This is a genomic window from Pseudomonas sivasensis, from assembly GCF_021391435.1.
Classification (GTDB): domain Bacteria; phylum Pseudomonadota; class Gammaproteobacteria; order Pseudomonadales; family Pseudomonadaceae; genus Aquipseudomonas; species Aquipseudomonas sivasensis.
This window is the reverse complement of sequence record NZ_CP090029.1, coordinates 288208-311656: the sequence shown is the minus strand read 5'-3', so window position 1 is coordinate 311656 and position 23449 is coordinate 288208. Positions and strand designations below refer to the sequence as shown.

Here is a 23449-nt window from a genome sequence, read left to right as displayed (position 1 = left end):
AGCTGACCTCACTCGCCAGGAAGCCAGTTATGCGTCGCCTGTTATTCGCCTGCCTGCTTATGGGTTCTGCCCACGCTTTTGCCTTTGACCGCCTGCAAGTCGAGGGCTACACCTTGCCCAACGGCCTGCAATTGCTACTCAAGCCGGGCACCGAACGTGGGCACGTGGCGATCCGTTTGGTGGTCGGTGTGGGCCTGGATGACTTCGGCTGTGAGGAAAAGGAGTTGCCGCACTTGCTCGAACACTTGCTGTTCAGTGGCATCGACGGCGGCGGCGAAGGCGACCTCGAAGAGCGCATGCAGGCCCTGGGCGGCGAGTGGAACGCCTACACCAGCAATGCCGACACCACCTTCGTAATTGAGGCTCCCGCGAAAAACCAGCGCAAGGTGCTAGACCTGTTACTGGCAATCATCACCCGCACTGAGTTGACCGACGCCAATATCAATGCGGCCAAACAAGTAGTAGAGCGCGAAGACGGCGGCCATTACTCGCACCTGCAACGCCTGCTGGACCGTCAGGACCTGGGCCACACCGCCAGCAATCAACTGGCCGTCGAGTTGGGCCTCAAATGCGCCGAACGCGCCGAGGTCGAGCAACTGACCCGCGACCAGTTGCAGACACTGCGCAAGAATTGGTACGCCCCCAACAACATGACCCTGATCGTCGTCGGCGAACTCGACAAACTGCTGCCGGCCTACCTGGAACGCACCTACGGCGAACTCGACCCGGTAGACCCCACCGAGCACAGGCCCCTGCCGGAAATCCAGCACACCGCCAACAGCCACCGCGAACTGATCCACGGCTGGGTAGGCAACAGCGCCAAACTGCACTGGCTGTTCCCAGAACCGGTATTGGACGACCAGCACGACGAAACCTACGACCTGCTTAAGGACTACCTCGACTGGGCGCTGTACCGTCAACTGCGCCTCAAGCACGGTTTGTCCTACGGCCCCTGGAGCGAACGCGAAGTGCTCGGCGGCGTAGGTTTCCTCAGCCTGAATGCCGACCTTGAGCGAGAAAACCTCCCTGAGGCCGAACAGGTATTGCACGACCTCACCGCGCAGTTGCTCAAAGACGGCCTCGACCCGGCCACCTTCGCCCGCCTGCAACAGGCCGCCATCGCTCGGCAAGCCTGGGCCGTGCAGGGCAATAGCGCGTTGGCCGACTACTATTGGGCGGCGTTGGCCGACTACGACAAAGGCCGCTTCAGCGATCCGGTCAAACGCATCAAGGCCGTCAACCTGGATCAGGCTAACCAGGCTATGCGCCAGGTACTCAAGCAGCCTGGGTACTGGCGCATCGAAAAACCGTTGTTAAGTTACGACATGCTCAATTGGATCGGCGCCGGCGTGCTCGGCCTGATCGCCATTGTGTTGATCGGCGTGCGGCTTTATCGCAAACGGATCACGTAATCGGGCACCGAACACCGGGCTAAGACGTTATTCTGTCTGGGATTTTTTCCTACAAAGACTGCGAACCGCCGAATGCAAAACGTAACCCGTTTAATCACCCGCATCCTCGAACTGATGAAGCGCTACCCAGGGGTGATTGCACTCGGCGGCTTCATCTCGGGTGTGTGCAGTTTCATTCTGGTGGACCGTCAGCAGGGCATGGCCAGTTGGATCGCGGTCATCATGCTGGTGAGCTGGTTGTGGCTGATGCTGGAGAACAGCTTTACCCAGCTGTTCACCAAGGTGTTCAAGCGGGAAATTCCCGAACCCCTGCTGCGCTACGCCACCCAGATGATCCACCAGGAAAGTCTGTTCTTCGTGCTGCCGTTCTTTTTCATCACCACGGCGTGGAACAGTGGCCAATCGATATTCACCGGCCTGCTCGGCGCAGCGGCACTGGTGTCGATCATCGACCCGCTGTACTACAAATGGCTGGCGCCCAAGCGCTCGCTGTTCCTGGCGCTGCACACACTGACGCTGTTCGCCGCGTTGCTCACCGCGCTGCCGATCATCCTGCACCTGACCACCGCCGAGAGTTACAAGCTCGCCCTCGGCGTAGCCATGGCGTTGTCGATCCCGAGCCTGGCAGTGAGCATGCCGCTGCGCAGCCTCAAGGGCTGGGCGATGCTGCTGGGGGTGACCGCCGCGATTGGTTGCGCAGGCTGGTTCCTACGCAGCTGGGTACCGCCGGCCACGCTGTGGATGACCGAAGTGGCCATCAGCACCCAGCTGCAAGACCGCACGCCAGGCGATGACCTCAAGGAAGTGACCGTCGCTCAACTGCGCAGCAGCGGGCTGTATGCCTATACCGCAATCAACGCGCCACGCGGGCTGAATGAGCGGATCTACCACGTGTGGAAATTCAACGGCAAAGAGGTCGACCGCATTGCCCTGGACATCCACGGCGGGCGCAAGGAAGGCTATCGCGCCTGGACCCACAAACAGAACTTCCCGCCCGATTCGGCGGGCCGCTGGCAAGTTCAAGTGCTGACCGAAGACGGGCAGGTGATCGGCGTGCTGCGCTTCAAAGTGACTGACGCAGCACAAACGGACAACCCGAAGTAGGCTGTATCGTGCTATTACGTAGGAATTGTGGATAGCCAATACAAGCTCGGAGCTTATGACCAGTAGTCCCACGGCCGGCGCAGCCCACCTCGATACCTCCACCGCCCCTCCGTTACTGCGGATTACGGGGGACTGGACGCTGGCCCACTACGCAAACCTAAAGAAGCTGTCGGACAAACTCGACGGCCAATACGACGCCGGCGCACGCATAGACCTCAATGGTCTCGGCGCCCTGGATACCGCCGGCGCCTCGCTGCTGGTGGAACTGCTTGGGCCAACCCGTATCGAGCAATCCGCCGAGCAGACCGATTGCAGCCTGTCCGCTGCCGACCGCGCGTTACTAAAGACCGTCTACCGCTCACTCAACGATTTTTGCGTACCGGAAAAAGCACCGGAAGAGGCTGCCGGCATCCAGGTGTTGGCACGCATCGGGCGGGCGGTGGATACCGTCTGGCAGGACAGCAAGCAATTATTGGGTTTTGTCGGCCTGATCCTCGAAACCTTTGCCCGTGGCATTTTCCGCCCCAAGCGCTGGCGCCTGACGCCGATGGTTGCCCATCTCGAACAGGTCGGCCTCGATGCTGCGCCTATCGTGGCGTTGCTGACCTTTCTAGTCGGTGCCGTGGTGGCGTTTCTTGGCGCCACGGTACTCAAAAGCTTCGGCGCGACCATTTTTACGGTGGACCTGGTGGCGTTCTCCTTCCTGCGGGAATTCGGCGTGTTGCTCACTGCGATCCTGATCGCCGGCCGCACCGCTAGTGCGTTTACCGCGCAGATCGGTTCGATGAAGGCCAACGAAGAAATCGACGCCATCCGCACACTGGGCCTGGATCCGATGGAGTTGCTGGTACTGCCCCGCGTACTCGCGCTGCTGATCGCGCTGCCGATGCTGACCTTTCTGGCGATGCTCTCGGGAATCGTCGGCGGCGGCGTGGTGTGTGCCGTAGCGCTGGATATTTCCCCGGCGATGTTCCTCTCGCTACTGCAATCGGACATTGGCGTGCAGCACTTTTTGGTGGGCATGGTGAAAGCACCGATCTTCGCCTTTTTGATCGCGGCCATTGGCTGCCTGGAAGGCTTCAAGGTCAGCGGCAGTGCCGAATCGGTCGGCGCCCACACCACCTCCAGCGTGGTGCAATCGATCTTTGTGGTGATCGTGCTGGATGCGGTTGCCGCGCTGTTCTTCATGGAGATGGGCTGGTGAGTCGTCTACACCGTTCGCCCACCGAGGCGGTGATTGAAGTGCGTGGCCTGTGCAATCGCTTTGGCAGCCAGAGCGTGCACGAGAATCTCGACCTGGATTTGTACAAGGGCGAAATCCTTGCGGTGGTCGGCGGCTCCGGCAGTGGCAAGTCGGTACTGTTGCGCAGCATCGTCGGCCTGCGCCGCCCCAGCGAGGGCGAAGTGCGGGTGTTCGGCAAGAATCTGCCGAACCTGCCGGAGCATGAGCGTTCGCTGGTAGAGCGGCGCTTCGGCGTGCTGTTCCAGAAGGGCGCGCTGTTTTCCTCGCTGACCGTGACCGAGAACGTCGCGCTGCCACTGATCGAGCACGCAGGCCTCAGCCGCCGAGACGCCGAGCACTTGGCGGCCGTCAAACTCGCCCTCGCTGGGCTGCCGCTGTCGGCCGCCGACAAATACCCCGCGTCGCTCTCCGGTGGCATGATCAAGCGCGCCGCACTGGCCCGGGCCCTGGCGCTGGACCCGGACATCCTGTTCCTCGACGAGCCCACCGCCGGCCTCGACCCGATTGGCGCGGCGCAATTCGACCAACTGATCCTGACCCTGCGCGACGCGCTGGGCCTGAGCGTGTTCCTGGTCACCCATGACTTGGACACGCTGTACACCATCACCGACCGCGTGGCGGTGCTGGCGCAGAAGAAAGTGCTGGTGGCGGACGCCATCGATATCGTCTCGGAAACGGACGACGCCTGGATTCACGAATACTTCCACGGCCCCCGGGGCCGCGCGGCATTGGATGCCGCTCAACCGCTCAACGAGGTATGACATGGAAACCCGAGCCCATCATGTGATGATCGGTCTGTTCAGCGTGATCGTGGTGGTCGGCGCGATGCTGTTTGGCCTGTGGCTGGCCAAATCCAGCGTCGACAGCGCCTTCCAGGATTACGAAGTGATCTTCAACGAGGCGGTCAGCGGCTTGTCTCAAGGCAGCTCGGTGCAATACAGCGGGATCAAGGTGGGCGACGTGATCAGCCTGAGCCTGGACCCCAACGACCCGCGCCGCGTACTCGCGCGTATCCGCCTGGCCGGGCAGACGCCGATCAAGGAAGACACCCAAGCCAAACTCGCGCTGACCGGCATCACGGGCACGTCGATCATCCAGCTCAGCGGCGGGACACCTCAAAGTGCGGTGCTCAAGGGCAAGGATGGCAACCTGCCGCAGATCATCGCCTCGCCATCACCCATCGCGCGGCTGCTGAACAACAGCAATGACCTGATGACCGGCATCAACCTGCTGCTGCACAACGCCAACGAGATGTTCTCCTCGGATAACGTCGAGCGACTGAGCAAGACCCTGGATAACCTGCAACAAACCACCGGCGCCATTGCCGACCAACGCGGCGATATCAAGGTGGTGATGCAACAACTGATGCAAGTCAGCAAACAAGCCACCGCTGCTCTGGAGCAGACCACGGTGCTGATGCGTAACGCTAACGGGTTGCTCAACGATCAAGGCAAACAGGCGTTCGGCAGCGCCGAACAGGCGATGAAATCCCTGGAGCAAAGCACCGCCACCATCAATACCTTGCTGACCAATAACAAAGACTCGGTGAACAGTGGCATGCAGGGCCTCAACGAACTGGCGCCGGCGGTGCGCGAACTGCGCGAAACACTCGGTTCGCTGCGCGCCATCTCCCGCCGCCTGGAAGCCAACCCCAGCGGTTACCTGCTGGGCAGTGATAAGAACAAGGAGTTCACGCCATGAAGCGTGCTTATCAAATGATCGCTCCTGTGGCGCTGGCACTGGTGAGCGCATGCTCGATCCTGCCTAAAGCCGACCCGTCGGACGTCTACCGCCTGGCCTCCGCCCAAACGACGACTCAAGGCACCCCGGTAGGTTGGTCGCTACGCCTGACCAAGCCACAAACCAGCGAGTTCCTCGACAGCCCACGCATCGCCGTGGTGCCCAATGGCGACCTGATCAGCAGCTACGCCAACTCGCGCTGGAGCGATCCCGCGCCGGTGCTGTTGCGTAATCGCCTGCTGGACGGCTTCCAGCGTGACGGTCGGGTGACACTGCTGAGCACCGACGACACCAATCTGCAGGCCGACTATGAGCTAGGCGGGCAGTTGCAGGCGTTTCAGAGTGAGTACCGGGGCAGTGCGGTGGAGGTGGTGATCCGCCTCGACGCACGCCTGGTGCGTGGCAGTGACCAGCGGATTATTGCCAGCCGGCGGTTTGAAGTTCACCAAGCGGTGAGCGATACCAAGGTGCCGGCGGTGGTGGCCGGGTTTGGAGTGGCCGGGGATCAGTTGAGCAGGCAGGTGGTGGAGTGGGTTGTTCAGCAGGGCAACGGTGTTGCGAAACGCTGAGGGCCTCATCGGGGGCAAGCCCCCTCCTACATTTTGAATGTGTTCACAGATCAACATGTAGGAGGGGGCTTGCTCCCGATAGCGATCCGAGCCTCAGCCAAAGAACCAGTAGCACACCGCAATCGCCGCCACGACACCCGCAAACTCAGCCAGCAACGCACAGCCCACGGCATGCCGCGCCCGCTGAATGCCCACCGAGCCGAAGTACACCGCTAACACATAAAAGGTGGTTTCCGTACTGCCCTGGATCGTCGCCGCCACCAGGGCCGGGAAGCTGTCCACACCTTGAGTCTGCATGGTCTCGATCAACATCGCCCGCGCAGCGCTGCCGGAGAATGGCTTGACCATCGCCGTGGGCAATGCATCGACAAAGCGCGTGTCCATGCCGGTCCAAGCGACCAGATGGCGAATCCCCTCAAGGCCAAAGTCCAAGGCCCCGGAGGCGCGCAAAACACCTACGGCACAGAGCATCGCAACCAAGTAAGGCAACAGGTTCTTGGCAACGTCGAAGCCTTCTTTGGCCCCTTCGACAAACGCCTCGTACACCTTCACCTTGCGCAACGCGCCGATCACCAGAAATAGCATGATCAATCCAAACAACGTGAGGTTGCCGAGGATCGACGACAAACCGGCCAGCGCCGTGGCAGATAGCGTGGCCAATAACGCCATAAATCCGCCCAGCACCAACGCACCCGGAATCAGGTAAGCCAGCACCACCGGATCCCACAGTCGCAGACGCTGCATCACCGCCACCGACAGCAGGCCCACCAGAGTAGAAGCGCTGGTGGCCAACAGGATCGGCAGGAACACCAACGTCGGGTCGGCGGCGCCTTGCTGGGCGCGGTACATGAAGATGGTCACTGGCAGCAGTGTCAGAGACGAGGCGTTGAGCACCAGGAACAGAATCTGCGCGTTACTCGCCGTGTTGGGGATGGGGTTAAGTTCCTGCAACGCCTTCATGGCCTTTAGGCCGATTGGAGTGGCCGCGTTATCCAGGCCCAGGCCGTTAGCGGCGAAGTTGAGGGTGATCAGACCGATGGCAGGGTGGCCGGCCGGCACTTCCGGCATCAGGCGGCGAAACAGCGGGCCAAGGGCCTTGGCCAGCCAATCGACGATCCCGGCTTTCTCGGCGATACGCAGAAAGCCCAGCCACAGGGTCAGGGTGCCGAACAGCAGCACCATCACTTCCACCGACAATTTGGCCATGGCGAAAATGCTTTCCACCATCGCCGCAAAAATCCCGGCGTTACCCCCCACCAGCCATTGCGCCAGTGCTGACACCATCGCCACGACAAAGAAGCCAAGCCACAGGCCATTGAGCATCAGTTAAATCCCCCGAAAGATGGGGCGAATGATAGCGGGGCTGGCAGAAACGACAAACCCCGGATTTACCGGGGTTTGTCTTAGAGCCGTCGGACTATCAGCCGCGAGTGGCTTGGGCAGTCGGCAGGGCTTGCTTGGTGCGCCAGTGCGGCAGCGAATTCCAGTAGCGCTCGCCTTTGGCGTCGTCGTACATGCCTTCCCAACGGGAGATGACCAATACCGCCAGGGCATTACCGATCACGTTGAGGGCGGTACGCGCCATGTCCATGATGCGGTCCACACCGGCGATGAACGCCAGGCCTTCCAGCGGGATCCCGACGCTACCCAAGGTGGCCAGCAGCACCACGAAGGACACGCCCGGCACGCCGGCGATGCCTTTGGAGGTGACCATCAGAGTCAGCACCAGCATCAGTTGCTGACCGATCGACAGGTCAATGCCATACAGCTGGGCGATAAAGATTGCCGCGATGCTCTGGTACAAGGTCGAACCGTCGAGGTTGAACGAGTAACCGGTCGGCACCACGAAGCTGCAGATAGCCTTTGGCGCGCCATAAGCTTCCATCTTCTCGATCACGCGCGGCAGCACGGTTTCGGAACTGGCGGTGGAGTAAGCCAGTACCAGCTCATCTTTGAAGATGCGGATCAGCTTGAGAATCGAGAAGCCGAACAGGCGGGCGATCAGGCCCAATACTGCAAAAGCGAAGAACAGGATGGCGACGTAAACCAGGATCACCAGCTTGGCCAGCGGCAGCAAGGAGGCAAAGCCAAAGTTAGCGACAGTCACTGCGATCAGTGCGAATACGCCGATCGGGGCGTACTTCATGATCATGTGGGTGACTTTGAACATGCTCTCGGACACGCCTTGGAACATCGTCACAAGCGGCTCACGCAGCTCAGGCTTGAGGCTCGACAGACCCAGGCCGAATAGCACTGAGAAGAAAATGATCGGCAGCATCTCGCCACGGGCAACAGCGGCGAAGATGTTCGACGGGATCAGGTTGAGGATGGTCTCGATAAACGCATGCTCATGCTGCACCTCGGCGGCGGTCGCCTGGTACTTGGAGATATCCACCGTACCGAGGGTACTCATGTCGATGCCCGCGCCCGGATGGAACAGGTTGGCCAGCAACAGGCCGACCACAATGGCGATGGTGGTGACGACTTCGAAGTAAAGGATGGTTTTGACGCCGATACGACCGAGCTTTTTCGCGTCACCGACACCGGCAATGCCGACGATCAACGAGGAAATCACAATCGGGATCACGATCATCTTGATCAGGCGGATAAAGATATCGCCCGCTGGCTGCAGCACGTTGCTGATCCACCAGGCCTTTTCAGCACTGAAATGGTTGAGCACTGCGCCGATTGCGATCCCCAGCACCAAACCGATGAGGATCTGCCAGGCGAGGCTTAGCTTTGCCTTCTTCATGTCATTACCCTTACTTCAAGTGAACTTAAGGCAAATGCGCCAGCTGGACCGCTCGAAAGCGAAAAAGTGTGTGCATCTGCCTCCATGAAAGGTCACCGCAGCGTGGCCGAAATGGCTTACTGGCAGGCGAAAAAAGGCGCAACTATTCCGATGCAAGGGAGCGACGTCTAATGCCGTAAACGCCTACCCTATGCCGAATCGGCATGACTTTTTTTCATAATAACTGTCCGAACGGTCAGTTCATATGCGACATATTGTCAGGTGAATATGCCGTGAACCGGCCAATTCAGGCTCGCGCAGAGATTCTGCACGTGTTTGGTGCGTTGGCAGAAATGCCTGGGAATCACGCGGCATTGCGTCAGAAATGTCCTATAGCGTCGACAAAACTTTCTCGATAGATGGTCGTCCCGACACACCAAGTAATGGTTGGGAACAAGCAAAAAGAAAATTCGCAGCTATGGGCGGCATAAAAGGCAGGGATGAAAGTCATAAGCCCGCCGCAAGTTCAGCAAGCAGGGGGCTTGTGAACTTGCGTCGCAGCTTTTCGCCTGACCCGGCCCTTGCGCAGGCACTCCCTGTACCCGTAGGTCACGCCGATCCCATTTGATCAGAGCAACCCAGCCCCTTGGTCATGCACCGCTCTTGGCGAGCGGTGCAAACAGAAAGAAGCAAGGGTGCTTCTTTCTATGGACGCTGGCCCCGTAGCCGGGACCTAGTACCAATTCGGATCTTTCTTCAGCTGCTCCATCAGCAGCTTCTGCATGCCTTCATCCGGCTTACCGATAAAACGGTAATCGGCATGGCGTGTTGGGGATTTATCTGCCGGCAAACCGGCGGGCACTTCCACCAACATGGCGTAGGCATCTTCCTTGTCGAAGCTGAAGGCGACGATCAGGCGCTTGTTCTTGCACGTTTCTGCAGTTTCGCAAAGCGGCCCGACCAAGTACTTGTCACCATCTTCTTCCACGGCGTTCATCTGCTCGGCTGTGCCTGACAGGTTCATCACCCATTCCGGCAAGCGCTCTTCTTTTTTCACCACGTCTTGCCAAGTCTCGCGGTACTGCGGGTCCGCGGTCAGCAATTGGTTGGCCCGGGATTGGCCGTCATTGGCGGCCATCGCCAGGCCGCTGCCGCCCAAGAGCAGGGCGACAGCCATGGTTTTAAAGCACAGAGTGGTCATATTCAGCCTCGGCCGCGACGACCAAAGAAGAACGAAGCAATGAACATCACCAGGAAGACTACGAACAGGATCTTAGCGATCCCAGTGGCGGTGCCCGCGATACCACCAAAGCCCAGAACTGCAGCCACAATGGCGATGATCAGAAATGTGATTGCCCAACTCAACATGGTGATTCTCCTTACGCTTCGATAGAGGTAACAGCGGTAGTGCCGTGCCGTACGGCCGCCCTACACAAGCGGCCGCTTTTATTGCCTAAAACACCCAACGTTCTTGGGTTGGCAGCTCGCCCAGGGTGGAATCCTGCTCGGCCACTCTCAATTGCGGTGCAGTTACATCAGCAGAAGCAGCACCGACGGTACGGCTGCCAATGGAACTGAAATGTGTCTGCGTCATCGCCGGACGTTCGAAATGCGGGGTTTGCTGCTGACTCTGCTGCCAATGTTGCATCTGCTGGCCTGCTATCAGCGTGACCATTACGGCCAAGCTGGCAAACATGCCTTGCTGTAAGCGCAGTGGCGATACACACAATTGGCTGAGGATTTGGCGAGTCATGCTGATGTTCTCCCGCATTTTGATTATTCGTTGAGAGAGGTATTGCAGCGTGCATGCCAGCTTTTTTACAAAATAAAACCCAATAAAATCAGTAGCTTATGCATTAAAGACACAATGGCAGTGCAGCATCCTGCACGATCGCCCTTTATAGGCCGTGCGAAATGCACGACGGTCAGTGGTCGGATCAAAGGATCGAAAGCGAAGGAGTAGTTGCCGAAGTGGCAAGAAGGCATGAAAACGCCATCAGGCGGGGCTCTGTAGGAAAAGATGCAGATACCTGCACGGCAATGCCTTTTATCAATCAGAATAAACCATGCAACTTGCCCGATTATTCCGGGACTAAACACCATCATTTATAGTTAAGGAGCGCGGGACAGATGGAATCAGCCAAGGAACTTCAAGGCCGCATTCTTTTAGTGGATGACGAGTCCGCGATCCTCCGCACCTTCCGTTATTGCCTGGAAGATGAAGGCTACACCGTCGCCACCGCCAACAGCGCCGCCCAGGCCGATGCCCTGATGCAACGCCAGGTGTTCGACCTGTGCTTCCTGGACCTGCGCCTGGGCGAAGACAACGGTCTGGATGTGCTGGCACACATGCGTATCCAGGCACCATGGATGCGCGTGGTGATTGTCACCGCTCACTCCGCCGTCGATACCGCCGTGGACGCGATCCAGGCCGGTGCCGCCGATTACTTGGTCAAGCCTTGCAGCCCCGATCAACTGCGCCTCGCTACGGCCAAGCAATTGGAGGTGCGCCAACTGTCCGCGCGCTTGGAGGCTTTAGAAGGTGCAGTGCGCCAGCCCAAAGACGGCCTCGACTCTCATAGCCCGTCAATGATGGTGGTGCTGGAAACCGCGCGCCAGGTGGCGGGGACCGACGCCAACATCTTGATCCTTGGCGAATCAGGCACCGGTAAAGGCGAACTGGCCCGCGCTATTCACGGCTGGAGCAAACGCGCCAAGAAATCCTGCGTGACCATCAATTGCCCGTCGCTGACCGCTGAGCTGATGGAAAGCGAGCTATTCGGTCATAGCCGTGGCGCCTTCACCGGCGCCAGTGAGAGCACGCTGGGCCGCGTCAATCAGGCAGACGGTGGCACGCTGTTTCTTGACGAGATCGGCGATTTTCCCCTCACGTTGCAGCCCAAGTTACTGCGCTTTATCCAGGACAAGGAATACGAGCGCGTGGGCGACCCGGTCACCCGCCGGGCCGACGTGCGTATCCTCGCCGCCACCAACTTGAACCTGGAAGACATGGTGCGCGACGGACGTTTCCGTGAAGACTTGCTGTACCGCCTCAACGTCATCACCCTGCACTTGCCGCCGCTGCGCGAGCGCAGTGAAGACATCCTGACGCTGGCAGACCGTTTCCTGGCGCGCTTCGTCAAGGAATACGCCCGGCCGGCGCGGGGTTTCAGTGATCAAGCACGTGAAGCGCTGCTCAACTATCGCTGGCCCGGCAACATCCGTGAGCTGCGTAACGTCGTGGAGCGGGCGAGCATCATCTGCCCGCAGGAAAAGGTAGAAATCGTCCACCTAGGCATGGCCGAACAACCGACCAACAATGCACCGCGTATCGGGGCGGCGTTGAGTCTGGACGAGCTGGAGAAAGCCCATATCGGTGCGGTTCTGGCCACCAGCGACACCTTGGACCAGGCGGCACGCACCCTCGGCATCGACGCGTCGACCCTGTATCGCAAACGCAAACAGTACAACCTGTGAGCTGCACCCTATGAAGTTAGCGATGAAACTGCGCACTCGTTTATTCCTGAGCATTTCAGCGCTGATAACCGTCGCTCTGCTGGGGTTGATCCTGGGCTTAGTCAGCGTGATGCAGATGGCTAAGACCCAGGAATCGCTGATCCGCAGCAACTTTGTCACCCTGGATTTGGGCCTCAAACTGCGCCAGATCCTTGGCGACCAGTTGATCATGATGCTGGAGCAGCGCCCTGACCCCGAGGCGCTGCAAGCCTCCAAAAAACGTTACTTCGACTTGCTGGAACAGGGTATCGCCCACGAACAGCGCGATGGCCATGGCAACGGTTTCAGCCAGGCACGCCTCCAATACCAAGACTTGCTTGAGGCCTTCGACCAATCCCAGCAAGCGTCGCCGCCGCCGGGCAGCAAGGAAAAACTCACCGAAACCTTCAATGTGCTGCGCAACGGGCTGATTACCGAACATAAGCAGGCCCTGGATAACATCAGCGCCAGCGAGCATAAATCCCGTGAGCGGGCGTTGCTGATCGCTGGTTTGCTGGGGTTGGTGGGGCTCGCGGTGCTGATCATCGGATTTGTCACCGCCCATGGCATCGCCCGGCGATTCGGCGGGCCAATTGAGGCGCTGGCCAAAGCGGCGGACAAGATCGGCCAAGGTGATTTCGAGGTGACGCTGCCGATTTCTTCAGCAGCGGAAATGAACCTGTTAACCCGCCGTTTTGGCCTGATGGCCGAGGCGGTTCGCCAGCATCAAGCGACCAACGTTGACGAACTGCTGGCCGGCCAGCAGCGCCTGCAAGCTGTGTTAGACAGCATCGACGATGGCCTGCTGATGATTGACCGCCAAGGCCGCCTGGAACATCTCAACCCCGTCGCGCAGCGCCAGTTGGGCTGGGACGAGGAACGCCTCGGCCAAGGCCTGGGCGAAGCCCTGATGCGTCCCGAACTGGATGAACAGCTGCAAATGGTGCTGCGCGGCGGCAACCTGGAACGGGCGCCGGATGATCTGGAAGTGGAAGTCGAGGGCGAACTGCGCCTGCTGACCTACAGCCTCACACCTGTCAGCCATACCGAGGGGCATATTCTCGGGGCGGTCATGGTGCTGCACGACGTGACCGAACAGCGCGCCTTTGAACGGGTACGCAGCGAGTTCGTCCTGCGGGCATCCCACGAATTGCGCACGCCGGTGACTGGCATGCACATGGCGTTCGGCCTGTTCCGCGAACGTGCGAAATTCCCGGCGGACTCCCGCGAAGCGGACCTGCTGGATACGGTCAATGAAGAGATGCAGCGCCTGATGCAGTTGATCAACGACTTGCTCAATTTTTCGCGCTACCAGAACGGCCTGCAGAAACTCACCCTGGGCCCGTGCGACGTGACTGACCTGCTTGAAAACGCTCGTGCGCGCTTTGTGGAGCCCGCCAATGCGCAGAACATAGAGTTGCTGGTAGAGGTTCAGTCCGACCTGCCACGCCTGTATGCCGACCAGGCGCAATTGGAGCGTGTGCTCGACAACCTTTTGGGCAACGCCCTGCGTCACACCGCCGACGGCGGGCAGATTCACCTGCAGGCTCGACGCCATGGCGAGCGGGTAATCATCAGTGTCGAGGACAATGGCGAAGGTATCGCCTATGGCCAACAAGGGCGCATCTTCGAACCCTTCGTCCAGGTGGGCCGCAAGAAAGGCGGCGCCGGCCTTGGGCTGGCGCTGTGCAAAGAGATTGTGCAACTGCACGGCGGTCGCATGGGGGTGTATTCGCGGCCGGGGCAGGGCACTCAGTTCTACATGGCGTTACCGCTTTAACCTTTAGCGCCGGTTGAGGACACGCAAAATAGCGGCACTTTCGGCGTCCGGCTCCCCAGCAAACAGGGAAGGCCGGAAACGCATCTGGAACGCCGCGATCACATGACGCGTTGCGACATCCAACACACCGGTCTGGGGTGTCGGGTAACCAAGAAGCGCCAACTCCTCCTGGAACCAGGTGATGCTCGGCAGTTCAGCAGCATATTGCACCTGAAAGCGCGCGACCGCCTGAGCATCCGGCCATACACCCAGACCTTCATCGGCCAGGCGCTTCCAAGGGAACAACGGTCCCGGGTCCAGCTTGCGCAGCGGCGCTATATCGCTGTGACCAATGATGTTCTTGGGGTCGATGCCATTGCGCTTGCTGATGTCCTTGAGCAGCACTACCAGCGATTTTACCTGGGCCTCGGAATACGGGTACCACAGGCGACCTGTGGGCGTGTCCTTATAGCCGGGGTTCACAATTTCGATCCCGATGGAGCTGGAGTTGAGCCAGGTACGCCCCATCCACTCGCTTTCGCCCGCGTGCCAGGCGCGTTGACTTTCATCCACCAGCTTGTAGATGGTGGCAGAGGCGTCGTCGCCGATCAGGTAATGCGCACTGACCTCGCCGTGGGTCAGCAGGGCCAGTGATTGTTCAAGATTGGTGGAGGTGTAGTGGACAACCACGAACTGCACGCGATTGTCGTGGTTCGCCGAGGGGTGGCTGGTGTTCAGGCGGGGACCGCTGGCGCAACCGGCGAGCAGAAGAAGCACAAAGGTGAAGTACAAGAATTTCATGGCGGAAGACAGCACGCTGAAGACGATAATGCAACAGTGTAACGTACGGTCCGTGGCCAAGCGGTCAAGTTACAAAATAGAACAACTTTTATGCCGCTTGCACTTGGTTACGACCTGCCGCTTTAGCCCGGTACAGCGCCTCATCCGCTCGTTTGAGCGCCAGGTCACTGCGTTCTCCCGGTTGGAATTGCGCCACCCCCATGGATACCGTAATCGTCACCGGCTCGCCCTTGAAGTGGAACGGGCAGGCCTCGATCGCCGCACGCAGCACTTCACCCACGCCCAAGGCATCCGACAGGGATGAATCAGGCATCAGCAACACAAACTCTTCACCGCCAAACCGCGCGATGAAATCGTTGGAGCGCAGGCGCTTGCGCAGCACGTTGGCGATAATCTTCAGCACCTTGTCACCGGCCAGGTGGCCGTAGCCATCGTTGATGCGCTTGAAGTGGTCCAGGTCCAGCATCGCCAGCGACAAATTATTGCCGTGCTGGTGCCAAGCATTGACCTCATGGTCGAGGCGCTCGCTCCAGGCGGCGCGGTTGGGCAAGTCGGTGAGCGGATCGATCAGCGCCTTCTGGCGCTGCACCTCGAGGTGCTCGCGATAGCCCTGGGCCTCCTGCTCCATATTGGCAACCCGCTCGGCCAGCCCTTTCAAGCGCGCCGCCACTTCCTGCTCGCGTTGGTCACGCTGCTGCTGGTGCTCGTCCATGGTGCCGAGCAAACCCTCAAGATGGCTTTCCAGCACCTGCTTGAGGCTGTCCAAGTCCGCGGCTTCCTGCACACTGCTTTGCAGGCCGTCGACCTGCTCGCGAATCTGCGTGTCCAGCTCCCGGGCTGCGGAGCGGCTGTCGGCATGGCCGTCGCTGGCCACTTGCAGGTGGCCCTGGAAGGCCTCAAGACGCTCGTTAAGCTGTTTCAGGTAGGCCTCGAACTCATGCTGGCCGCTGTCGGTGATCGCCAGCATCAGCACCGCCAAGTCATCAAGGATCGGCAGCAGTTCGTACCAGTTCAGACCGTGGGCCAGGCGCTCGCGCATGGCTTCGGCCTGTGGCCGATGGCGCTCGGGCAGTGACAGCTCTTCCAGCAGGCCGAGCAGGGTGTCTTCAATATGCTTGGCCACGGAGCTGTAGGACGGCTCGGGTGAGTCAGGCAGGGAATAGGGGCCGTCCGATTGCAGCTCGTTGGGGTCAGGCTCATCGACCTCCAATACAGGCGGGAGCGAGAGACTACCGATCACCGTCTCATCCGGCGTCTCGACCGCTACCGGCGGGGTCTCGATTAAGGCCGCGAGGGCGCTTTCGGCCGCTGGCTCTTCCTCCTGAGGCTGTGGCGCCTTAGGCGCTGGAGCTTCGGCGACAGGCGCAACCTCTGCCACCCTCTGCGCAGGCGCCTCGTACACAAACGCTTCGCTGACGGCCTTGGCGGGTTCAGGTTGTGCAGCAACCGGCTCCTGAGTCTGCGGCGCAAAGGCCCGCAGGGCTTGCGTCAGCTCATCGTTTTGCTCAGGTTCCTGAGGCTCGGCGGCGGCGTGGGTCACAACGGGGGACGGCGCTGGGCTGGCAACGGGCTCAGTGGCTACCGTTTCGCTCGCGGCGTCCTTGGCACCAAACAGACGCTGCAACAAACCTGGCCCAGGACGCGGAGTTTCACCCTCCGGCTCCAGGTTATTCAGCGCCTGCCCTTGCAGGCTGCTCAGCTCGCTGAGCAACAAAGGAATCTCTCGAGCCTGGCTGACGCGGCCATCCAACTGCTTGGCAAAGGTTTTCAGCGGACGGGCTACCTCACGGGGCAGCGGCAACTTTTGCAACTGCGTAACCAGAGACGTCAATGCGGTGCTCATCTGGTCAATGCGGGTTTCGCGGCGCTGCTCAGAATCGAGCACGGCTTTTTCCAGGCGCGGCAGCAAGGCCGCGAGGGCGGCGTCCATGTCGTCGGTGCGCACAACGTCGCGCATTTCCTTCATGCATTGATCAACGGCACGGTCGGTACCTTCCGCCGCCAGCGTGCTACGCACCAGCCCGCGGCGCAGCAGATCAAGGCGTGCAGCCCAACGGCGTTCGAGCTTTTCTTGTTGCTCGATACTTAGCAGGTATTTTTCTTTCCAGCGCTGGGCGTCGTCGCTCATGCAAGGGGTCCGCGAGGGCCAGGGCTCAACGCGGGTAATGCATCTGCCGTGAGCGAGCCCGGCAGACGAATCTCTACCGCGACCGGCAGGTGATCGGAAATGGGCTGCGCCAGCACCTGCACACTTTCCAGTGTGAGGCTCGGGCTGAGCAGGATATGGTCAAGACAGCGTTGCGGTCGCCAGCTCGGAAACGTGGCTTCGACTTGCGGCGCCAATAGCCCTAGGTCGCGCAACGGGGAATTCTGCAGCAGGTCGTTGGCATGGGTGTTCATATCCCCCATCAGCACCTGATGCTTGTATTTGCCAATCAAATCGCGCACGTAAGCCAACTGAAGGTTGCGCGTACGCCCCCCGAGCGCCAAGTGCATCATTACCACCACCAAGGCTTCAGGCCCTTCGCCAAAACGCACGAGGATCGCCCCACGCCCCTTTGGACCCGGCAATGGATGGTCTTCGATGGCGGTCGGCTTCAAGCGGCTGAGCACACCATTGCTGTGCTGCGCCAGGCGCCCGAGGTTGCGATTGAGTTGCTGATACCAGTAGGGGAAAGCCCCAAGATGGGCTAGATGCTCGACCTGATTGATGTAGCCCGAGCGAATGCTGCCACCATCGGCTTCCTGCAAGGCGACCAGGTCGAAGTCACTCAACAGGTCGCCGATCTTCTGCAGGTTACCGGCCCGCCCGTTGTGGGGCAGCAAATGCTGCCAACCACGGGTGATGTAGTGACGGTACTTCTCGGTGCTGTTACCCACCTGGATATTGAAACTGAGCAGACGCAGACGATTGTCCGCCGGCAAGCCTGTCGATTCCAGGTGATGCTCATTGACCTGCGGGTCATGCAGGCCAACGACACGTTCGGTGGTGCCCCAGCGGCGCATGGGAAGCCCCTTACTTGGCTGCGCGCTCTTTGGCGATCAGCTGGTCTGCAACGTTGAGGGTATTTTCAGGACCACCAGTAGTGCCCAGGTCGAAACGGTATTTGCCGTTGACGATCATGGTCGGTACGCCTTGTACGCCGTACTTCTGCGCCAGTTCCTTGGCCTGCTTGATCTGGCCTTGGATGGCGAACGAGTTGAAGGTGGCCAGGAACTTGTCTTTGTCGACGCCTTGGGTCGCGACGAAGTCAGCCATTTCTTCTGGCTTGGTCAGGCGCTTGCCTTCTTTCTGGATCGCGTTGAATACCGCGTTGTGGACCTTGTGCTCCACGCCCATGGCTTCCAGGGTCAGGAACAGCTGGCCGTGGGCATCCCATGGACCGCCGAACATGGCCGGGATGCGCTTGAAGTTCACGTCTTTAGGCAGCTTCTCGACCCAAGGGTTGATGACTGGCTCAAACGCGTAGCAATGCGGGCAGCCGTACCAGAACAGCTCCACCACTTCGACCTTGCCCGGCACAGAAACAGGCACTGGATTGGCCAATTCCACGTAGGTTTTACCGGCTTCAAGCGGCACGTCGGCAGCCTGTGCGGTCATGCCGAAAAGGCTGACAGTGACGAGAGCGGCGCTGAGGATCAGATTACGCATGCTTTACTCCTGGACAAATAAAGTCGCCTTACGCGACCTTTAGGTGTGACAGGTCTACGCGGGCATGAGTTCGTTAGTGTAACGGCACCGGCCACAAAAAAGGGCGGCCTGGGCCACCCTTTTTATGCTTGCATCGCGGGATTAATCGAGCGTTAACGTTACAGGCGCTTAGTGCAGGCCCTGGATGTAACTGGAGAGGGCTGCGATGTCTTCATCGCTCAGCTTGCGGGCGATGGTACGCATGATCGCCGCGTCGCCATCGTTAGCTCGACCACCTTCTTCCTTGCGGAAATCCGTCAGCTGCTTGGCGATGTATTGAGCGTGCTGACCACTCAAGTGAGGAAAGGCCGCTGCCGCAATACCTGCGCCGTTCGGTGAATGGCAGCCGGTGCAGGCCGGCAGGCCTTTATCCAGATTGCCACCGCGAAATAGCTTCTTGCCGCGTGCCACCAATTTAGGATCAGCAGCTCCCACGCTGCCCTTCTGGCTGGCAAAATACGCCGCGATGTCTGCCAGGTCCTGATCGCTGGAGTTAGCCAGTAGGCCGGTCATTTCCAGCACAGTGCGCTTGCCGCTCTTGATATCCTGCATCTGCTTGGTCAGGTAACGCTCACCCTGGCCAGCGAGTTTGGGGAAGTTCGGCGCCGGGCTGTTGCCATCGGGGCCGTGGCAAGCACCACATACGGCGGCTTTCGCTTGACCGGCAGTGGCATCACCTTTAAGGGGGCCCTCTGCAGCGACGGCAGCGCCAGTGATGCCCAAGGTCAACAGCAGACTCACGATCAATTTGTTCATCAGCTAATCCAACTACGGCTAAGGGTTTAAGAGTTATCTACCGGGTTTACTCACCATCAACTCAATGACGGCATGGTAATCCTCAGTACTGCAGTCCATGCACAAACCACGCGGCGGCATTGCCTTGAAACCCTCGGTCACGTGTCGCACTGTCGTGGCCACGCAAACTCGGTTGTACAGCGCTTCCGGTTCCTGTGTAGCCTGAGCGCCGTAAAGCGGGATCAGGGCACCAAAAGCGAGCAACCATCAGGTCATACATCGACCTTTTCAGGGTTTGAGAGCGTTTTGCGTTCTAATGCGCAATAAAGGTCTTTCGCTCCCGTGGACCTCATCCTTCGCTGGGACAAAGCACACACAAAATCTGCGGCATTATATACTGGCGCTACTGAAACGGAAACGACACCGCTTGCCGCACCCTTTCTCGGCACCGCCCACATCGGAAATCTCATGCAACTCAAGAATCCCATCCTAGGCCTGTGCCAACAGTCCACCTTTATGCTCAGCGCCGCCAAAGTAGACCAATGCCCTGATGACGAGGGCTTTGAAGTCGCCTTTGCCGGTCGTTCCAACGCCGGTAAGTCCAGCGCGCTGAACACCCTGACCCACGCCAGCCTCGCGCGCACCTCGAAAACACCGGGCCGCACGCAACTGCTCAATTTCTTCAAGCTAGACGATGATCGGCGTCTGGTCGACCTTCCGGGCTATGGTTATGCAAAAGTACCTATCCCGCTGAAGCTGCACTGGCAGCGTCACCTGGAGGCTTACCTGGGTGGCCGGGAGAGTTTGAAGGGTTTGATTCTGATGATGGACATCCGTCATCCAATGACTGACTTCGACCTGCTGATGCTCGACTGGGCCGTCGCCAGCGGCATGCCCATGCATATCCTGCTGACCAAAGCCGACAAGCTGACCTACGGCGCCGCCAAGAACACTCTGCTCAAAGTGCAGGCCGAAATCCGTAAAGGTTGGGGTGACACAATCACCATCCAGCTGTTCTCGGCGCCTAAGCGCATGGGTCTGGAAGAGGCCTACACCGTACTGGCAGGCTGGATGGAATTAGCAGACAAAGGCGCGGAAATCGCCGAGTAACTTTTCTGCGGGCAAAAAAAACCCCGGACTTCGTATGGGGAGGGGAAGTTCGGGGTTCAAGTTCTGGACCGCTAGGGCGGGGCCCAGATATCTGCCAACACTTAACACAACATAGGAGCATTGAAGGGCTTCACCACCCATTCAGTAACTCTGAGTAGCAGTTCACGGGTTAAGTTCCGGCGGTATCAGAAAACTATTGGAAATAACCAACGTCGACTTTTGAACTAAAGCACTCTGCCACCACGCCTGGTGGTGGCAAACCCCCGATATCAGTGTGCTTCGTCCCAGTTATCGCCAACGCCCACGTCGACCACCAACGGCACATCCAACTGTGCCGCCGCGCTCATGTGTTCGCGAATCTTCTCGCTGACCTGCTCGACCAAGTCCTCACGCACCTCAAGCACCAATTCGTCGTGTACCTGCAAGATCACCTTGGCATCGAGGCCCGAGTCGGTCAGCCAGTTGTCCACCAGCACCATGGCTTTCTTGATGATGTCCGCCGCCGTGCCCTGCATCGGCGCGTTGATCGCAGTGCGTTCTGCAGCCGCGCGCTCCTGAGGCTTATTGGAATTGATATCCGGCAAATACAGCCGGCGACCGAAGAAGGTTTCCACGTACCCCTGATCGGCAGCCTGGGCGCGGGTGCGCTCCATGTAGTCGCGAACCCCTGGGTAGCGAGCGAAGTACACGTCGATGTAAGCCTTTGCAGTCTTGGTATCGACGCCGATGTCCTTGCCGAGCTTCTGTGCCCCCATGCCGTAGATCAGACCAAAGTTGATTGCCTTGGCACTGCGACGCTGATTAGACGTGACCTCAGCCAATTCGACCTTGAATACCTCAGCCGCCGTCGCGGTATGCACGTCCAGGTCGTTGCGGAACGCGTTCATAAGCCCCTCATCCTTGGACAAGTGCGCCATGATCCGCAGTTCGATCTGCGAATAGTCCGCCGCCAGCAGCTTGTAGCCCTTGGGCGCCACAAATGCCTGACGAATCCGCCGCCCTTCGGCGGTACGCACGGGGATGTTCTGCAGGTTCGGGTCACTGGAAGACAAGCGCCCGGTTGCCGCCACAGCCTGATGATATGACGTGTGAACACGCCCGGTGCGCGGGTTAATCTGCTCCGGCAGGCGATCGGTGTAAGTGCTTTTGAGCTTGCTCATGCTGCGGTACTGCATGAGTACCTTAGGCAGCGGGTAGTCATCTTCGGCCAGCTTGGCGAGCACTTCTTCGGCGGTAGACGCCTGTCCTTTGCCAGTCTTCTTCAGCACCGGCAGACCCAGCTTTTCGTAGAGAATCGCCCCGAGTTGCTTAGGTGAACCCAGGTTGAATTCCTCACCAGCGATCTCGAAGGCCTGGCGTTCCAGCTCAACCATCTTGTTGCCCAACTCAATACTCTGAACGCCGAGCAACTTCGCATCGACCAAAGCGCCCTGACGTTCGATGCGGGCCAGCACGGGTACCAAAGGTATTTCGATGTCCGTCAGCACACTGGCCAGGCTCGGGATAGCAGCGAGTTGCGCATGCAGTTCCTGATGCAACCGCAAGGTTACATCTGCGTCTTCGGCCGCATAGGGACCCGCTTGTTCAAGCGCGATCTGGTCAAACGTCAACTGCTTGGCGCCTTTGCCAGCGATGTCCTGGAAGCTGACAGTGTCGTAGTCCAGGTACTTCTTGGCCAGGCTGTCCATATCATGGCGCGTCGCGGTGGAGTTCAGCACGTAGGACTCAAGCATTGTGTCGAACGCGATGCCACGCACGGTGATGCCGTTTGCCGGGTCGCCGCCAATGGCGCAGTTGGCCAAGATATTCATGTCGAATTTGGCGTGCTGGCCTACCTTGAGCGTGGACGGATCTTCCAGCAACGGCTTCAAGGCCAGCAGTACGGTGTCACGATCCAGCTGTTCCGGCGCACCAATGTAGGAGTGGGTCAGCGGGATGTACGCTGCTTCATGGGGCTGCACAGCGAAGGAAACCCCGACCAGTTGCGCCTGTTGGGCGTCGATCCCGGTAGTTTCAGTGTCGAAAGCGAACAACTTCGCGTCGTTTAGCTTCTTCAGCCAAAGATCGAACGTGGCCTGGTCGAGGATTGTGGTGTACGAGACTTCTACGGGCGCTTGGGGTTCAACAGCTTTCTCAGCCACCGGTACCGCCTTCAGTTCAACACGCTTGGCATCGCGCTGAATCTCATCAATCCAGCTCTTGAACTCCAACAGCGTGTAAAGCTCCAGCAGCTTCTCGCAATCTGGTTCAATCAGGTGCAGATCGTCCAATCCCACGTCCAGCGGCACATCAATCTTGATCGTCGCCAGTTGGTAGGAAAGAAACGCCATCTCCCGGTGCTCTTCAAGCTTGGCCGGCAGCGTCTTGGCACCACGGATCGGCAGAGTCGGCACAATATCCAACTGTTCATAAAGCTCTTTGAGGCCGCCATTCACACCCACCAGCAAGCCGGAAGCGGTCTTAGGACCAATCCCCGGAACGCCCGGGATGTTGTCGGACGAATCACCCATCAACGCCAGATAGTCGATGATCTGCTCCGGAGCGACGCCAAATTTCTCCTTTACGCCGTCCACGTCCATGGCGCTACCGGTCATGGTATTGACCAAGGTAATGTGCCCGTCGACCAACTGCGCCATGTCCTTGTCGCCGGTGGAGATCACTACCGGACGGTCAGCCGCCGCGCTGCTGCGGGCCAGGGTGCCGATCACATCATCGGCCTCAACGCCTTCAACGCACAGCAGCGGGAAGCCCAAGGCGATCACACTCTGATGCAGCGGCTCAATCTGCACGCGCATGTCATCGGGCATGCTCGGACGGTTAGCCTTGTATTCGGCGTACATGTCATCACGAAAAGTCCCACCCTTGGCGTCGAACACCACCGCAAAGGGGCTGTCCGGGTACTGCTTGCGCAGGCTTTTGAGCATGTTCAACACGCCCTTGACCGCACCGGTCGGCAGGCCTTTGGAAGTGGTCAGCGGTGGCAGCGCGTGGAAGGCGCGGTACAGGTAAGAAGAACCGTCCACCAGGACGAGGGGCGCTTGGCTCATGAGCAGGATCAA

The 23449-nt window shown here is 59.4% G+C and carries 21 protein-coding genes; 9 read left to right on the top strand and 12 right to left on the bottom strand.

All coding sequences use genetic code 11. The features are described from left to right. Positions 1-29 precede the first annotated feature (29 nt). The 6 genes from LRO94_RS01400 (at position 30) to LRO94_RS01375 (ending at position 6068) form a co-directional block, all read left to right on the top strand. On the top strand, positions 30-1412 hold the full coding sequence (locus tag LRO94_RS01400; protein WP_095185308.1) for a M16 family metallopeptidase: 1383 nt from the start codon (positions 30-32) through the stop codon (positions 1410-1412). 72 nt (positions 1413-1484) lie between these two features. Continuing rightward, a complete protein-coding gene (locus LRO94_RS01395) occupies positions 1485-2516 on the top strand; it encodes a DUF5924 family protein (protein WP_032885028.1) in 1032 nt (343 codons plus the stop codon). 55 nt (positions 2517-2571) lie between these two features. Beyond that, positions 2572-3720: an ABC transporter permease gene (locus LRO94_RS01390; protein WP_122754118.1), complete on the top strand. Its 1149-nt coding sequence runs from the start codon at positions 2572-2574 to the stop codon at positions 3718-3720. Beyond that, positions 3717-4520 (top strand): ABC transporter ATP-binding protein, encoded by an 804-nt coding sequence (locus LRO94_RS01385; RefSeq protein ID WP_032885031.1) that lies wholly within the window; start codon positions 3717-3719, stop codon positions 4518-4520. Before LRO94_RS01390 ends, LRO94_RS01385 begins: the two co-directional genes overlap by 4 nt. Before the next feature lies 1 nt (position 4521). Further along, positions 4522-5460 carry an MlaD family protein gene (locus LRO94_RS01380; RefSeq protein ID WP_032885033.1) on the top strand — a complete coding sequence of 313 codons (939 nt, stop codon included), beginning with the start codon at positions 4522-4524 and terminating at the stop codon, positions 5458-5460. Further along, on the top strand, positions 5457-6068 hold the full coding sequence (locus tag LRO94_RS01375) for an ABC-type transport auxiliary lipoprotein family protein (protein WP_095185305.1): 612 nt from the start codon (positions 5457-5459) through the stop codon (positions 6066-6068). Before LRO94_RS01380 ends, LRO94_RS01375 begins: the two co-directional genes overlap by 4 nt. Before the next feature lie 93 nt (positions 6069-6161). Here LRO94_RS01375 and LRO94_RS01370 read toward each other — a convergent pair whose 3' ends face one another. The 5 genes from LRO94_RS01370 to LRO94_RS01350 form a co-directional block, all read right to left on the bottom strand. Next, entirely contained in the window at positions 6162-7391 is a 1230-nt protein-coding gene (locus LRO94_RS01370) for a nucleoside recognition domain-containing protein (RefSeq protein ID WP_048721443.1), read from the bottom strand. A gap of 97 nt (positions 7392-7488) precedes the next feature. After that, complete coding sequence (gltP, locus tag LRO94_RS01365; protein WP_032885038.1) at positions 7489-8820, bottom strand: glutamate/aspartate:proton symporter GltP; 1332 nt, start codon at positions 8818-8820, stop codon at positions 7489-7491. A gap of 712 nt (positions 8821-9532) precedes the next feature. Continuing rightward, a complete protein-coding gene (locus LRO94_RS01360) occupies positions 9533-10000 on the bottom strand; it encodes an inhibitor of vertebrate lysozyme family protein (RefSeq protein ID WP_179179701.1) in 468 nt (155 codons plus the stop codon). Between the two features lie 2 nt (positions 10001-10002). Beyond that, on the bottom strand, positions 10003-10167 hold the full coding sequence (locus tag LRO94_RS01355; protein WP_003170804.1) for a DUF1328 domain-containing protein: 165 nt from the start codon (positions 10165-10167) through the stop codon (positions 10003-10005). A gap of 85 nt (positions 10168-10252) precedes the next feature. Next, complete coding sequence (locus tag LRO94_RS01350) at positions 10253-10552, bottom strand: hypothetical protein (protein ID WP_032885189.1); 300 nt, start codon at positions 10550-10552, stop codon at positions 10253-10255. Between the two features lie 377 nt (positions 10553-10929). Here LRO94_RS01350 and algB point away from each other — a divergent pair, with 377 nt between their 5' ends. After that, entirely contained in the window at positions 10930-12276 is a 1347-nt protein-coding gene (gene algB, locus LRO94_RS01345; protein ID WP_032885041.1) for a sigma-54-dependent response regulator transcription factor AlgB, read from the top strand. A gap of 10 nt (positions 12277-12286) precedes the next feature. Next, positions 12287-14074, top strand: a complete 1788-nt coding sequence (locus LRO94_RS01340) for an ATP-binding protein (protein WP_032885043.1) — start codon at positions 12287-12289, stop codon at positions 14072-14074. Positions 14075-14077: 3 nt separating this feature from the next. On the opposite strand, the gene LRO94_RS01335 is transcribed toward LRO94_RS01340, so the two are convergent. From LRO94_RS01335 to LRO94_RS01310, 6 genes are all read right to left on the bottom strand, one after another. Beyond that, on the bottom strand, positions 14078-14854 hold the full coding sequence (locus LRO94_RS01335) for an N-acetylmuramoyl-L-alanine amidase (RefSeq protein WP_032885191.1): 777 nt from the start codon (positions 14852-14854) through the stop codon (positions 14078-14080). 88 nt (positions 14855-14942) lie between these two features. Continuing rightward, the gene (locus tag LRO94_RS01330) at positions 14943-16982 is read right to left on the bottom strand and encodes a diguanylate cyclase (protein WP_179179702.1); all 2040 of its coding nucleotides are present in this window, start codon (positions 16980-16982) and stop codon (positions 14943-14945) included. Then, positions 16979-17860: an endonuclease/exonuclease/phosphatase family protein gene (locus tag LRO94_RS01325; RefSeq protein WP_032885046.1), complete on the bottom strand. Its 882-nt coding sequence runs from the start codon at positions 17858-17860 to the stop codon at positions 16979-16981. Before LRO94_RS01325 ends, LRO94_RS01330 begins: the two co-directional genes overlap by 4 nt. Before the next feature lie 10 nt (positions 17861-17870). Next, complete coding sequence (gene dsbA, locus LRO94_RS01320; protein ID WP_032885047.1) at positions 17871-18506, bottom strand: thiol:disulfide interchange protein DsbA; 636 nt, start codon at positions 18504-18506, stop codon at positions 17871-17873. Positions 18507-18674: 168 nt separating this feature from the next. After that, positions 18675-19301, bottom strand: coding sequence for a c-type cytochrome (locus tag LRO94_RS01315; protein WP_032885048.1), 627 nt, complete (start codon positions 19299-19301; stop codon positions 18675-18677). A 33-nt stretch (positions 19302-19334) separates the two neighbouring features. Next, the gene (locus tag LRO94_RS01310; protein WP_233896924.1) at positions 19335-19544 is read right to left on the bottom strand and encodes a cytochrome; all 210 of its coding nucleotides are present in this window, start codon (positions 19542-19544) and stop codon (positions 19335-19337) included. A 204-nt stretch (positions 19545-19748) separates the two neighbouring features. Here LRO94_RS01310 and yihA point away from each other — a divergent pair, with 204 nt between their 5' ends. Continuing rightward, positions 19749-20390, top strand: a complete 642-nt coding sequence (gene yihA / locus LRO94_RS01305) for a ribosome biogenesis GTP-binding protein YihA/YsxC (RefSeq protein WP_032885049.1) — start codon at positions 19749-19751, stop codon at positions 20388-20390. Positions 20391-20659: 269 nt separating this feature from the next. On the opposite strand, the gene polA is transcribed toward yihA, so the two are convergent. Further along, the gene (gene polA / locus LRO94_RS01300) at positions 20660-23437 is read right to left on the bottom strand and encodes a DNA polymerase I (protein WP_179179703.1); all 2778 of its coding nucleotides are present in this window, start codon (positions 23435-23437) and stop codon (positions 20660-20662) included. Positions 23438-23449: the final 12 nt, after the last annotated feature.